The sequence below is a fragment of the Streptomyces sp. NPDC045778 genome (genome assembly GCF_056431945.1).
Genome location: NZ_JBWKJZ010000059.1, coordinates 1 through 14,782, shown reverse-complemented (window position 1 = coordinate 14,782; position 14,782 = coordinate 1). Strand labels below are relative to the sequence as shown.

At 74.0% G+C, this 14,782-nt stretch carries 6 protein-coding genes; 3 read left to right on the top strand and 3 right to left on the bottom strand.

The features are described 5' to 3' along the window. Window positions 1-121 precede the first annotated feature (121 nt). The 3 genes from AC07GB_RS38770 to AC07GB_RS38760 are packed head-to-tail and all read right to left on the bottom strand — an operon-like array spanning window position 122 to window position 10,783. Window positions 122-3,964, bottom strand: a complete 3,843-nt coding sequence (locus AC07GB_RS38770) for an SDR family NAD(P)-dependent oxidoreductase (protein ID WP_478854107.1) — start codon at window positions 3,962-3,964, stop codon at window positions 122-124. Continuing rightward, window positions 3,961-4,740 (bottom strand): thioesterase II family protein, encoded by a 780-nt coding sequence (locus AC07GB_RS38765; RefSeq protein WP_478854105.1) that lies wholly within the window; start codon window positions 4,738-4,740, stop codon window positions 3,961-3,963. Before AC07GB_RS38765 ends, AC07GB_RS38770 begins: the two co-directional genes overlap by 4 nt. Before the next feature lie 13 nt (window positions 4,741-4,753). Continuing rightward, window positions 4,754-10,783, bottom strand: coding sequence for an amino acid adenylation domain-containing protein (locus AC07GB_RS38760; RefSeq protein ID WP_478854103.1), 6,030 nt, complete (start codon window positions 10,781-10,783; stop codon window positions 4,754-4,756). 1,004 nt (window positions 10,784-11,787) lie between these two features. Here AC07GB_RS38760 and AC07GB_RS38755 point away from each other — a divergent pair. The 3 genes from AC07GB_RS38755 (at window position 11,788) to AC07GB_RS38745 (ending at window position 14,505) form a co-directional block, all read left to right on the top strand. Next, complete coding sequence (locus tag AC07GB_RS38755; protein ID WP_478854101.1) at window positions 11,788-12,522, top strand: SDR family NAD(P)-dependent oxidoreductase; 735 nt, start codon at window positions 11,788-11,790, stop codon at window positions 12,520-12,522. A 67-nt stretch (window positions 12,523-12,589) separates the two neighbouring features. Continuing rightward, the gene (locus AC07GB_RS38750; protein ID WP_478854099.1) at window positions 12,590-13,402 is read left to right on the top strand and encodes a phytanoyl-CoA dioxygenase family protein; all 813 of its coding nucleotides are present in this window, start codon (window positions 12,590-12,592) and stop codon (window positions 13,400-13,402) included. Next, complete coding sequence (locus AC07GB_RS38745; RefSeq protein WP_478854097.1) at window positions 13,399-14,505, top strand: zinc-binding dehydrogenase; 1,107 nt, start codon at window positions 13,399-13,401, stop codon at window positions 14,503-14,505. The genes AC07GB_RS38750 and AC07GB_RS38745 overlap by 4 nt, the downstream gene beginning before the upstream one ends. Window positions 14,506-14,782 lie beyond the last annotated feature (277 nt).

Here is a 14,782-nt window from a genome sequence, read left to right as displayed (position 1 = left end):
GGGTGGAACAGCACTCGGCCGGTGCCCTATTTATCCTGGCGACAGGACATCGGGGCACCGGCCGGGGCCGCGGCGGCCGGGCTCGGCAGGGCGCGCCCGCGGACGGCGGCGCGCCCTGCGCTCAGGCCGTGGTGTGCCGGGTGACGAACTCCGCCATCGCCTCGACGGTGGGGCGCTCGTACAGCTCCTGCGTCGGCACGCGGACCGCGAACGCCTCGTCGACCAGGGAGAGCAGACGCGTGGCCCGGATCGAGTTGCCGCCGAGGTCGAAGAAGGAGTCGTCCCTGCCGATCTCCGGCTGGTTCAGGGCGTTTGACCACAGCCCTGCGAGCTGCCGCTCCAGGTCGTTCGCGGGCGCCGTGAAGGTGCGCTTGGGGCGCTCGGCGGCCGTGTCGGCGAGCAGTCGGGCGATGTCGACGCCGCCCGTCGCGTCCCTCGGGACGCGGTCCACACGCACCAGGCGCACCGGTACCGGGCAGTCCCGCACGGTGGGCGCGACGGCCGCGTGCACGGCCTCCGCGTCGACGCCGTCGGTGGTGTAGGCGACGAGCAGCTCACCGATCCTGAGCTGTTCGGGGACCAGTTCGTCCACGATCGCCGGATTCCCGAGATCGAGGCCGACGATGATGTAGTGGTGCGGTGTCACGATGCTTTCGGTGAACAGCCGAAGACCGTCCGAAGCGTCGATGGCTCGGAAACCACGGCTGCGCGCGGGCGCCTCGGACTGATTTCGGTTCATACCGATTCCCGACCACATGCTCCAGGCCAGGCAATGCACCGTACGACGGCGTTCGTGATGCCAGTGGTCCGCAAATCCGACGAGGAAGCCATTGGCCGCTGAATACGCGCCGAAGGAATGTCCGCCGAATTCTCCGTTGACGGAGCCGAAGAGCACGAGCGAGGCGTCGGGGCGGGTGAGGAGCACCCGCGCCACCGCGAGGGTGCCCGCGACCTTGGCCCCGTACTGGGCGGCGTACGTCTCCTCGGACTCGGCCGCCACGGTGTGCTGTTCGAGGTCGGCCCACTGCCCCGTGGGGTCGGCGCCCGCCAGGTGCAGCGCGCCGTCGAGCGGGCGTCCCCAGCGGGCCTCGGCCGCGGTGACCGCCGCTTCGAGCGCGTCCCCGTCGGTGAGGTCGAGCTGCTCGTACACGACGCTGCCGAGCGCGGACAGCTCGGCCAGCCTCGCCGCCTTCTCGCCCTCGGCCGCGGAGCGGCCGACGAGCAGCAGGCGCGCTCCGTAGGCGGCGGCGAGATAGCTGCTGATCTCGTGTCCGATGCCGCCGAGACCGCCGGTGACCAGGTAGAGGCCGCCCGCGACCAGCGGTGGCGCGGCCGGGGCGCCCTCGTCGGCGACCGGGGCCACCTGCGGCTTGAGGCGCCGGCCCGCGCGCACGGCGACGGTGCCCGTGCCCGTCCGGTCGGCCAGCTCGGTGCGCACGGCCGCAGGCCAGGCACCGGGGTCCGCGGGCAGGTCGAGCTGACGGATCACGGCGTGGGGGTTCTCGGCGACGGCGGTCCGCACCAGGGCGGGCAGCGCGCAGGTGCCGAGGTCGACGGCGTCCCCGTCCCGTACGTACACCGAGCCGGAGGTGACGAGGAGCAGCATCGGGTGGCCGTACGACCCGTCGGCGAGCGCCCCGACGAGCGCGGAAAGCTCGGCCGTCGCCGCGGTGAGGCGGGCGTGCGGGTCACCGTCGCCGGACAGCGGCGGGGCGAGGAGGACGGTGGCGACCGGGCCGTGGGCCTCGGTCACGGCCGCGAGCAGCCGCCGCAGGTCCTCGCGGTCGTCCGTGCGGGCATCGAACCGCCGGGGCCCGTGCTCGGTGAGCCGCTCGCCGCGGTGGACGGTGACGACCTGCCCTTCGACGCCGAGGCGCGTGGCGTCGGCGGCGTCGGCGATGACGAGTCGTACGCCGGCTCCGGCCGTGTCCGCGGCCGACGCGGGGCCGGACGGCTCGGGCAGCTCGGGCAGCTCGGGCAGCTCGGGCAGCTCGGTCCACTGGCGCCGGAACAGCCAGGTGTCCGGCACCTCCTCGGCCGCCTCGCCGCCGATCGTCCGGTCGGCGAACGTCCCGGCGCGGAACGCGGTGGCGAGGTGGGCCCGCTGCACCTTGCCGCTGCCGGTCTTCGGGAACTCCGCCTCGGTGACGGGCACCAGCAGGTCGGGGGCGATGCCGACCTCGCGGGCCAGCAGGGCGCGGACGTCCTCGGCGACCGTGGCGAGCGCGTCGGCGTCCCAGCGGGCCGGCACGAAGAAGACCACGAGCTGGTCCGATTCGGCGCCGGGCTCGCGCACTCCGACGGCGGCCGAGAAGGTGACCTTCACGCCCTCGGCGCGCTCGACGACGCTCTCGACCTCGTGCGCCATGTAGTTGATGCCGCGCACGATGATCTGGTCCTTCTTGCGCCCGGCGATCACGACCTCGCCGTCGTGGACGAACGCGAGGTCACCGGTGCGGAACCAGCCGTCCTCGTCGAACGCCTCGCGGTTGGCCTCCTCGTTGGCGAAGTAGCCGTGCATCATCGTCACGCCGCGGATGCGCAGCTCGCCGAGGCGCTCCTCGGGCAGCTCCCGGCCCGAGTCGTCCACGACGCGCAGCCGCACCCCCGGCAGGGGGCTGCCGACCGTCGACAGGACGACCGCGCTCTCGTCGTCGGGGGCGACGTGGCGGACGGTGCCGGTCAGCGATGCCGGGTCGATGGCGACGGTGCCCGCGCCGCGGTCGTCGCGGCTCTGCCGGGTGTAGGTCACTCCGGAGCAGGTCTCGGACATCCCCCAGACCGGGCGCATGGCGTCGGCGGCGAGGCCGTGCGGCGCGAGCAGCTCCAGGAACCGGTGGCTGGTCGAGGCGATGACCGGCTCGCCGCCGTTGACGATCTCGCGCAGGCAGGACAGGTCCCAGGAGCGGTTGCGGCTGACCTCCTCGGCGTGCTCGTTGACCAGGGCGTACATGAAGTTCGGCGCCCAGGTGTTCGTCACGCGGTAGCGGTCGACCCAGCCGAGCCACAGCAGCGGGTCGCCCAGGGCGTGCTCGGTCGTGGCGTTGATGTGCAGGCACCGGGCGAAGACGTCACGGACGTTGTAGAAGGCGACCGTGACGTGGTCGAACGGCATGTAGATGAGGCTGATGTCGTCGCCGGTGAGGCCGCAGTGCTGGATCACGGCGTGCGACCGGGCGACCAGGCTGGCGTGGGTGTGGTGCACGCACTTGGGCATCCCAGTGCTGCCCGAGGTGAGCAGGTTGAGCGCCGGCGACGCGGGGGTGGCGGGGAACCAGTCGCGGTCGGGGGCGAAGGCCAGGAGCGCGGTGACGGTCAGGACGCGCACCTCGGGCTCGCCCCACAGCTCACGCACCTCGGCGAGCGGCTCGGCGGTGGCGTCGTCGGTGAGCAGCACGGGCCGCCCGAGCAGCTTCCAGGCGTTGTGCAGCTTGCGGTTGGTCTCGTTCTCCGCGCGGTACGTCGTGGCCACGCCGACCGGGGTCGGTACGAAGCCGCCGAGCACGCAGGCCCAGAAGGCGGTCAGGAACGCCTTGTTGTCCGCGAACTGGAACAGCGCCGCGTCCCCCGGGCGCAGCCCGGCGTCCCGGAGCCCGGCGAGGACCCGCTCGGCGTCGGCGAGCAGCTCGGCGTAGCTCTGGAACACGTCGTCGTGTCCCTTGACGAGGTAGATCGTGCCCTTGTCCGGGGCGAGCAGGGCCGCCTGGCGCAGGGCCTCCTGGAGGGTGGCCGGCGCGCCTTCGGGGACGTGCACGGGGCCGCCGTCCAGGAGGGCGGGCGCGGCGTCGCCGAGGTCCTGCTGGTCCGCGGCGGGCGGGGCGGCGGCGGGGCGCGGGGCGGCCGCCGTCCGCAGCCCCTTGCGGGCCACGGCGACGGCCTCGTCCACGCCGGGGACCGCGAGGGCGGCCGCGGTGATCCGGCCGGTGATGTCGTCGAGTGCGCCGAGGGCGTCCGGGCTCGTCACGCGGTCCTCCCCGCCACCGCGCCCAGCACCTTCTCGGCGATGGCCGAGACCACGATGCCGGGCGAATCCAGGAAGTAGAAATGTCCACCGGAGTGGAAGCGCAGCGTGAACTCGGCGGTGGTCTGCTCGCGCCAGCCGTCGAGGGAGTCCTTCGGCGCCTGCGGGTCGTCCTCCCCCGCGAGCACGGTGATGGGGCAGTCGAGCGGCGCCTCGGGGGCCGGGCGGTGGCGCTCCCAGAGGCTGAAGTCCGCGCGCAGCACGGGCACCAGGGAATCCATGACGAATTCGTCGTTCGCGATTTCCTCGTCGATGCCGCCGAGGGTCAGCATCGCGTCGCGGAACTCGTCGTCGGAGAGGTTGTGCAGCTGACGGATCCCGGTCGCGCCGGGGGCCGCCTGCGCGGAGAGGAAGAGGTGCTCCGGCCCGGTCTGCCCCTTCGCGCGCAGCGCCTTGGCCAGCTCGAAGGCGAGCGCGGCGCCGCAGGAGTGGCCGAAGAACGAGTACGAACCGCCGAGCACCGGCCGCAGCGCGTGGGTCAACACGCTGACCAGCGGTCCGACCTCACTGAACGGCTCCTCGGCGATACGGTCCTGGCGGCCGGGCAGCTGCACGGCGACCAGCTCGATCTCCGGCGGGAGCAGGGCGGCCCACTCGGCGTAGGCCGTGGCGCCCGCGCCCGCGTGCGGGAAGCAGATGAGCCGGTGCCGGCTCTGCGGCTGCCGGGCGCGCCAGATGTACGGGGTCTCACCGGCGAGTTCGGGGCTCACTATGGACATGCTGGGTTTCTCCCTAGCTCATCTTGCGCAGTCGGGGGCCGCTCGCTGTGACGATCTCGTCCCAGTGGGCTGCCAGTTCGGCGATGGTCTTGTACTGGAATATCGAGCGAATGGTGAGTTCCACCCCGAGCTCGTTGCGCACGCGGCCGATGAGCCTGGTCGCGAGCAGGGAATTGCCGCCCATGGCGAAGAAGTTGTCCTCGACGCCGACGTTCTCCCGTTGCAGTACGTCGCTGAAGATCCGCGTCAGGAGTACCTCGCGTTCGCTGCCCGCGCCCCGGGCCGGGCGCGGCGCTTCGGCGGCCGTGGGCAGCCGCTTGGCGTCGAGCCGCCCGGTGGCGGTCCTGGGCAGCTCGTCGAAGCCGTCGCGGCCGTCGAGGACGAGTACCGCGCGCGGGACGAGCCGGCGCGGGAGGCGCCGTGCGGCGAGGGCCCGCAGCTCGTCGGGGACGAGCCGGGCGCCGTCCGCGGCGACGACGTAGGCGACGGGACCGGCGCCGGTGGCGATGACGGCGGCGCTCGCCACCCCCGCGTGGTCCGACAGGACGCTCTCCAGGGCCTGGTGGCCCGTGCGCTGCTCCGCGGTGGGGCCGAGGGGCTCGATGCGGCCGTCGGCGGTGACGCGGGCCCGCTGCCCGGTGCGGTGGAGCCGGGCCCCGGGCGGGCCGTAGGGGTCGGCGACGAAGTCCTGGGCGGTGCGGGCGCCGTGCCGGGGGTAGCCGCGCGCGTACGCGCCGCCCGCGTACAGCTCGCCGGTCGCGCCGGGCGCGGTCGGGGCGAGGGAGGGGCTGAGGACGCGGTCGCGGGCGGGGTCGGCGCCGAGCGGCGGGGCCTCGGGCGCCTCGCTGCGGATCTCGGCGGTGCGGCCCGCGCACAGGGCGAGCAGGAGGTCGGCGGCGGGCGTGGCGGGGCCCGTCTCCAGCGGAGCCGCGGAGGTGCGGTCGCGTACGCCTCGCACCAGGCCGGCGTGGGTGACGGCCAGCGCCCGCGGCCTGGCCGTCGCGTCGGGGGCGTAGGCCAGCAGGGCGAGGCGCGCGGGCAGCGGACGCACCCGCGGGGCGGCGGGGGCGGCGTCCAGCGCGTCCAGGGGGACCCGGACGCGCGGCAGGCCGCCCCAGTCGCGGTCGTCGGTCTGCTTGTCGACGATGACGGCGCTCACCGCGGCGTCCCGTACGACGGAGCCGGCCCACTCCGGGGAGTCGTCGGCGTCCAGGGGCAGGGCGCAGGCGCCCGCCTTCAGGACGGCGAGCAGGGCGGCCGTGCGGTCCACCGGGTCGGCGCAGCAGACGGCCACGACGGAGTCGGGCTCCACGGCGTGGCGCAGGAGTTCGCCGGTGACGCGGTCGGCCCGCTCGTCCAGCTCGCGCCGGGTCGTCACCCCGTCGTAGACGAGGGCCACGGCGTCCGGGTCCTCGGCCACCAGGCGCGCGAACAGCTCGGGCACCAGTTCGTCGGCCGGCTCCGGCACCGGCCGGTCCGCGGCCGTACGCGCGCCGGACGCCGGGGCGCCCACCGCTCCGACCCGGGTGTGGGGGTCGCTGAGGAACGCCCGCAGCACGCGCAGCAGCCGCTCCGCGACGTCACAGGCCCCCGCCGGGTCGAAGGCGCTGAGCTGGTACTGGAGCCGCAGGCGCAGCAGCGGGTCCTGCTCGGCCATGACGATCAGCGGGTAGTTCGCCCCCGCGATGTTGCGGAAGGTGGGCACGGGCAGGCCGGCCGCGTCGGCGGCCTCCGCGATGGCAGCGTTGTCGAAGGGGTGCGACTGGACCAGGACGAGGGTGTCGAAGAGCGCGTCCAGGCCCGCGGCCTCGTGGACGTCGGCCAGGGAGCAGTCGTCGTGGTCGAGCAGGGCGGCCTGCGCGGCCTGGAGCGCGGTCGCCACCTGGGCGAGGGTCCTGTCCGGCGCGCAGCGCGCGCGGACGGGCACGGTGTTGATGAACAGGCCGACCGTGTCGGCCACGCCCGGGAGCGTGGGCGGGCGGCCGGAGACCGTGGCGCCGAACACCACGTCGGTGCGGCCGGTGAGTTCGCCGAGGACGACGGCCCAGGCGGCCTGGACGACGTTGCTGGGCGTGCTGCCGGTCTCCGCGGCCCGCCGGACCAGGGCGCGGGCCTCGTCGGGCGTCAGCGCGAGGTCGACCTCCCCGAATCCGCTCGCGGCGTGCTCGGGCTCGTCGGGCACGAGCAGCGTCGGCTCGTCGATCCCGGCGAGGGCGTCGGTGTGGGCGCGTACGGACCGTTCGCGGTGCTGTTCGTCGCGGCTCTGGAGGTGGCCGAGGAAGTCCTTGAAGGACGGCGCCTTGGCCGGCGCGGACGCGTCGGCGTACAGCCACAGCAGCTCGCGCAGCAGGATCGGCTCGGACCAGCCGTCGAAGAGCACGTGCTGGGCGGTGAGGACCAGCTCGGTGCGGTCGCCGACGTGCGCCAGGGTCATGCGCAGGAGCGGCGGCTCGGCGGTGTCGAAGGTCGTGGTGCGGTCCTCGGTCAGGAAGGCCTCGAACGCGTCCTGCGCCACCGTCACTTCGCGCCAGGGCAGGGTCACGCCCGAGACGACGAGCTGCACCATGTCCCCGGAGGCGTCGGGTACGTAGGCGGTGCGCAGGCTCGCGTGCCGGTCGAGCAGGGCCTGGCCCGCCGCGCGCATCCGCGCGGCGTCCACGGGGCCCGCGAAGCCGAAGAGGAGCTGTACCTGGTACATGTCCACGCCGGTGCCGGCGAGCTTGGAGTGGTGCAGCAGACCGGCCTGCAAGGCGGTCAGCGGCCATACGTCGGACAGGCCCGGGTACTGCCTCTCCCAGGTCTCCAGCTCTCCCTGGGAGACCTGGACCAGGGGCACGTCCGAGGGCGTCAGGCCGCCCGCGCCGGGGGTGGCCGCGTGCCGCACCAGTGCTTCGACGGCGTCGCGCCACAGCTCGGCGAGTTCGGTGACCTCGGCGGCGGTCAGCACCCCGGCCGGGGCGCCGAAGACCGCGCCCAGGCGCGGGCCCGCCGCGGTGTCGGTGACCATCGCGTTGATGTCCACCTCGCACAGGGCGGGCATGGCCGGGTCGTGTCCGGCGTCCAGCTCGGCCAGCTCGGTGAACTCCGCGGCGTCCGCGGTCTGGGTGAAGCCCAGGCCGCGCAGGTCGTCGGGCATGTCTCCGGTGGAGAAGCGGCCCAGGTAGTTGAAGCCGATCTGGCCGAGGCCGCGCGGGCGCAGCGCCTCGGCGGTCTCCGGGTTGAGGTAGCGCAGCAGGCCGTAGCCCAGGCCCTTGTCGGGCAGGGCGAGGAGCTGCTCCTTGACCGCCTTGATGACGGCGCCCGCGGCCCGGCCGGAGGCGAAGGCGTCCTCCACGTCGATCCCGGACAGGTTCAGGCGGACCGGGAAGACACTGGTGAACCAGCCCACGGTGCGCGACAGGTCCGCGCCGGGCACCGACTCCTCCTCGCGCCCGTGCCCTTCGAGGCGCAGCAGGGTCGAGGGCTCCTCGACGCCGCGCGTGCGGCGCCAGCGGACCACCGCCATCGCCAGGGCGGCGAGCAGCACGTCGTTGACGCCGCCGCGGAAGGCCGCGGGCACGGAGGTGAGGACGGCCTCGGTGGCCGCGCTCGGCAGGACCACCCGGACCTTCTCGACGGTGGCCTGCACGTCCACGGCCGGATCCAGGCGCCGGGCGCCCAGGACCGGGTCGGGGCCGTCGAGGACCGAGGTCCAGCGGGCCAGCTCGGCCACGCGCTCCGGCCGGGCCGCCTCGTCCACGAGGGCGTGCGCCCAGCGGCGTACGGAGGTCGCGGGCGCGGCGAGGTCCGGCGCGGCGCCGTCGCGGACCTGCTTCCAGGCGGCGGCGAGGTCGGGCATCAGGATCCGCCACGAGACGCCGTCGACGACCATGTGGTGCAGGCCGACCAGGAGCCGGCCGGGGCCGGTGGGCGGCTGGAACCACACGAACCGCGCGAGGGCCCCGGCCGCGGGGTCGAGGCGGCCCGCCAGGTCCCGCAGCTCGCCGACGAGCAGGCTCCGCCAGGACTCGCCCGCGAACCGGCCGTCGCAGGGCACCGCGCGGATCAGCGGGTCCACGTCCACGGAGCCGGGCGGGGCGACGAGCAGGCCGTCGGGCAGCAGCCGCGCGCGCAGCAGGTCGTGCCGGTCGATGACGGTCGTCAGGGTCGCGGCCAGGCCGTCCCGGTCGATGCCGTGCGGCAGCTCCAGGACCACGGCCTGGAGCAGGGAGTCGAAGCCGGGGCCGTTCTCCAGGATCCAGTGCGCCACCGGCATCAGCGGCATGGTGCCCACGCCGCCGCCGTCCAGCTCGGCGAGGACGGGGCCGCGCTGCCCGGTGTCTGCGGCGGCGACACCGGCCAGTTCGGCCACGGTCCGGTGTTCGAAGACCTGGCGTGAGGTGACGAGCAGGCCGTGGGCCCTGGCGCGCGAGACCACCTGGATGGACTGGATGCTGTCGCCGCCGAGGGCGAAGAAGTCGTCGTCGACGCCGACGCGGGCCTGGCCGAGGACGTCGGCGAAGACACCGGCCAGGACCTCCTCGGTCCCGGTGCGCGGCGCCCGGTAGGCGGTGCTCGTGAAGTGCGGCTCGGGCAGCGCGGCCCGGTCCAGCTTGCCGTTCGGGGTCAGCGGCAGCTGGTCGAGCACCATCAGGGCGGCCGGAACCATGAACTCCGGAAGCCGTCGGGCCACGGACTCCCGCAGCTCGGCGGGGAGGCCCGCGGCGTCGGGCGCGCCGTCCTCGGCGAGGACCACGTAACCGACGAGCTGCTTGGCCGTGTCGCCGCCGCGGCCCTCGCGTGCGATCACCGCGGCGTGCGCCACCGCGGGGTGGGCCAGGAGCGCCGCCTCGATCTCGCCCAGCTCGATGCGGAAGCCGCGCACCTTCACCTGGTGGTCGGCGCGGCCCTGGTACACGAGGTCGCCGTCCGCGTTCCGGACGACCAAGTCGCCGGTGCGGTACATCCGTTCACCGGCGGGGCCGAAGGGGCAGGCCACGAACCGCTCGGCGGTCAGCGCGGAACGGCGCAGATAGCCGCGCGCCACGCCGGGGCCCGCGATGTACAGCTCGCCGGGGGCGCCGGGCTCCACGGGCCGCAGCCGGGCGTCGAGCACATAGCCCGCGAAGCTGTCAAGGGGCTGCCCGATCGGCACCTCCGCGTCCGGGTCGCGCGTGGGGTCGACGCGGTGGCTGGTGGCGAAGACCGTGGTCTCGGTCGGTCCGTAGCCGTTCACGAAGACCGTGTCGGGGCAGGCCGCCGCGGCCCGGGCGACGGCCTGCGGCGAGACGCGGTCGCCGCCCACCCACACCTCGCGGAGCCCGGTCAGGCAGTGCGGGTCCTCCCCCACCAGGAGGTTGAAGAGCGCGCTGGTGATCCAGACGGCGGTGACGCCGTGCCGCGCCACCTGCTCGGCGAGGGCGGCGGGGGTCAGGTCCGGGGACGGGTCGACGACGACCGTGCCGCCGTTGAGGAGCGGCACCCAGATCTCGTAGACGGAGGCGTCGAAGGCCAACGGCGAGTGCAGCAGCATCCGTTCCTGCGCGCCACCGCGCCAGCGCTCGTCCTGCGCGAGGGCGGTCACGTCGCGGTGCGTGACGCCGATGCCCTTGGGCCGGCCGGTCGACCCGGAGGTGTAGATCACGTACGCGAGCGACAGCGGGTGCGCGGCGGCGGCGACCTCACCGCCGGCGCCGGTCAGCTCCGCCACGTCCACGGTGGGGCAGGAGCCGGAGAGCCGCGGCGCGGCGTCCCCCGCGCTCAGCAGGAGGGCGGGGGACGCGTCGCGGAACATCAACTCGACGCGCTCGACGGGGTAGTCGGGGTCGAGCGGCAGATAGGCGGCGCCTGCCTTCAGCACGCCGAGGAGGGCCACGACCGACTCCGCGGACCGCGGCAGCGCGACCGCGACGAGCGACTCCGGCGCCACGCCGCGTCCGGCGAGCCCGGCGGCCAACGCGGAGGACCTGGCGTCCAGTTGGCCGTACGTCAGGGACTCGTCCCCGCAGACCACGGCGATCGCGTCCGGAGTCAGCCGGGCCTGCTGGGCGAACAGCTCGAGCACCGTCGTGTCGAGGATCCGTCCGGCCGCACCGTCCCTACTCGTCAGCGGACGGTTTCGCTCCAGCGGAGCATGCACATCCATCACCCCACACAGACAAATGGATCGAAGAATTGGTTCAGAGCAAGGCGCCGCCCGCGGTGACCGGGCGGGAATATCCCCGGGCGTACCGCCGCCGGTGAATTCCGGACGCGCCGCCCAAGCCTCCCGGCCTGCGACCACACCCTCACGCCTGCGCCCTGCCGGGGTCAAGCAAAGAAGAGTCCCTGTCAGGGCGTCGCGCGGCGGCCCCTGTGTCCCGTCTACAGGACATCCGAATGAGGCCCTGCGAGGACGGCGCCGAGCACGGCGGACAGGGCCCCGCACAGCGTTCACGGAATGCCGGGGAAGGGCAATGCCGCGCATGTCCCGGACCTTTCCTCCGCGTTGCGCGGGGCGGTCGCGGGGGCATCCGTCAAGGAGAGCCGGAAGCTCACGGACCGGCGTCCCTCGGTGTTCCGCGTGGCGTGGAGGGTGGCCGCGGCTGTCCCCGGGCACCGAGTTTCAAACCTGTTCGGCACGTACGCCGGTAATTCGCCGCCGCCGCCCTTGCGATTCCCGCCGCGGCCCTTGCGATTCCCGCCGCGGCCCGCGTGTCATTCCCGGCGGCGTCCCCGTACACCACCCCCGTACACCGCCCCCGTGTCCTGTGGACAGGACATCCGAGATACCGCGAAGCGGTCTTGTCAGGCGCTCTTTCCCTAGCTTGACCCCGGCAGGGCGCAGGCATGAGGGTGTGGTCGCAGGCCGGGCGGCCCGGGCGGCGCGCCCTCAATTCACCGGCGGCGGTACGCCCGTGGATATTCCCCGCCCGGCTCACCGCGGGCGGCGGCCTCATCCGAACCAATTCTTCGATCCATTCGTCTCCGCGGGGTGATGGACGTGCGCGATCTGCCGGAGCCGCTCGGCGCCGGGACGATCGCGCGGCCGGCCGACCGCCCCGCGGTACGCACCTCTGTGGAGTTCTCATGGCGACGGCAGTGATCAGCGGCGGCACCCGGGGCATCGGACTGACGCTGAGCCTGCGCCTTTGCGCCCTGGGCCACCGGGTGCTCGCCCTGTACCGGAGCGACGAGACCGCGGCCAAGGAGGCGGCTCAGGCGAGCGACGGGCGCATCGAGCCCGTCCGCGTCGACGTCGGGCGGCCCGCGGAGATCCGCGCCGCCTGCGCGCGGATCCTCGACGAGCACGGCGCCCCGCGGATCCTGGTGAACAACGCCGGGGTCAACCGCGACCGGCCCTTCCTCTCCCTGACCGATGAGGACTGGGACCAGGTCGTCGCGACCAACCTCTCCGGGCCCTTCCACCTCAGCCAGGCACTGGCGCCCGCCATGATCGAGGCCGGCGGGGGCTCCATCGTCAACATCGGCGCCACCACGGCGATCCGCCCGCGGGCGAACGGCGCCAACTACTGCGCAAGCAAGGCGGGGCTGCTCCAGCTCACCAAGTGCATGGCCCTTGAACTGGCTCCGCACATCCAGGTCAACGCGCTGCTCCCCGGATTTACCGACACCCCGGAAGTCACCGAGCGCTACCGGCTCGACGAGCCGGACCGCCGCGCGGCCGTCATCGACTCCATTCCCCAGAAGCGGATCGGCACCCCGCAGGACATCGCCGACGCTCTCGAATTCCTTGTGACCTCGCGGTCCGCCTACATCACGGGACAACAACTCGTCGTGGACGGCGGACACTTCATGGGGTGAATCCCCGGCGCGACCTCGCGTACGCGCCCCCTACGTGAACACCCTTCGCATAAGGAGCGAAAGAAGAATGCGTCTGACTCAGGAGCAGTTGGAGCAGTACCACGAGAACGGTTTTCTGCTGCTCGATTCCCTGCTGGACGAGCGCGAGGTCGACACCCTGCGCACGGCGTTCCGGCGCGACTGCGAGACGGCGGGGCCGCACCGCATCATCGAGGACGGCGGCGACGAGGTGCGCGCGGTGTACTCGTCGCACCTCCGCCAGCCCGAATACGCACGGCTCATGCGTGACCCGCGGCTGCTGGTCCCCGCCCAGCAGCTGCTCCCCGACGACGTGTACGTCTACCAGTTCAAGATCAATGCCAAGCCCGCCTTCGGCGGCGACAAATGGGCCTGGCACCAGGACTTCCTCGCCTGGCAGATCTCCGACACCCTGCCCGCGCCGCTCCAGGTCAACGTGGGCGTATTCCTCGACGACGTCACCGAGTTCAACGGGCCGGTCATCTTCCTGCCCGGCTCGCACCGCGACGGGCTCGTGCACGAGGGGCGCAAGGCGGAGCGGAAGTCGTCGCAGCACCTGGACCCGGACGACATCTCCCTCTCGCCGAAGCAGCTGGCCGACCTCGTCGACCGGCACGGCATGACCAGCCCCAAGGGACCCGCCGGTTCCGTCGTGCTCTTCTCCCCGGAGATCGTGCACGGCTCGGCCCCCAACATGTCGCCGTTCGCCCGCCGCCTGCTCATCGCGACGTACAACGACGTCACCAACCTGCCGAGCTGGAGCGGCGAGCCGCGCCCCGACTACGTGGTGTGCCGCGACTCCACGCCGCTCTCCCCGCTCGACGGCTCCTTCCTCGACGACCTCGAGGAGGCGGCCGTATGACCGGGCGCACCGGCCGCGCGGTCGTCCTGGAGGAGTTCGGCAAGCCCCTCGCGCTGCGCGAGTACCCGCTGCCCCCGGCCCCGGAGCGCGGCATGATCGTCGCCTGTGGGTACGGCGGCATCTGCGGCACCGACCTGCACCTGCACCAGGGGCACCTGCCGATCCCCACGCCGCTCGTCCTCGGCCACGAAGGCCTCGGCGTGATACGGGAGTTGGGCGAGGGCCTCACGCACGACGCGCTCGGCGCCGAGCTGAAGCCGGGCGACTCCGTGATGTGGGCCTCGTCCATCGCCTGCGGGACCTGTCCGCCGTGCCGGATCCACCGCGAGCCGACGCTGTGCGAGAACCGCCGTACGTACGGGGTCAACCGCTCGACCGTGGCCGGGCCCGAGCTGTCCGGCTCGTGGGCCGACCACATCGTCCTGCAAGAGGGCACCACGGTCGTCAAGGCGGCCGAGGGCGTCGATCCGCTCGCCGCGATGTCCCTCGCCTGCGCGGGCCCCACCGTCGTGCACGCCCTGTACGAGCGCCGCCCGGTGCGGCTCGGTGAGGTCGTCGTCGTCCAGGGCAGCGGCCCGGTCGGGCTAGCGGCCGCGGCGTTCGCCCAGCTCTCCGGGGCCGCCAAGGTCATCGTCATCGGCGGCCCGGCCGAGCGCCTGGAGGCCGCGGCGCGCGCGGGCATCGGCGACGTCCATCTGAACATCGCCGACGCCGCCGACCCGGACCACATCCTGAACGAGGTGCGCGCGGCCACCGGCGGCCAGGGCGCCGACCTCGTCATCGAGTGCGCCGGTGTCCCCCAGGCCGTCGCCCAGGGCCTCTACCTCGCCCGCAGGGGCGGCACGTACCTGGTCATCGGCCAGTACACGGACGCGGGGGACACACTGGTCAACCCCCACCAGATCGTGTACCGCCAGCTCGACGTCATCGGCTCCTGGGCCTTCACCGGGGCGCACCTCGTCGAGTACGTACGGCTGCTGCCGACGCTCGCCGCCCGGTTCGACCTGGCGAGCCTGGTCACGTCCTTCCCGCTGGACCGGCACGCGGACGCCCTGGCCGCGGTCGCCGACGGATCGGTGATGAAGGCGGTCCTCACGAGCTGACCCCGCGCCCGCGGGCGGCGCCGCCCCCGCTCGCCCCCGGGCAGGGAAGGCGCCGGAACTCCGCCCCACGGCGGCAGGGCCGGCGCCCGCGGCCCCCACACACACGACGAGCTGTGTCCCCGACCGCCTGTGCGGCAGCCGGGGACACAGCTCGTACGGCCCGCGTGGCGGGCGCTGAGGTCGGCGCGGGGGGGGGGGGGGGGGGGGGGGGGGGGGGGGGGGGGGGGGGGGGGGGGGGGGGGGGGGGGGGGGGGGGGGGGGGGGGGGGGGGGGGGGG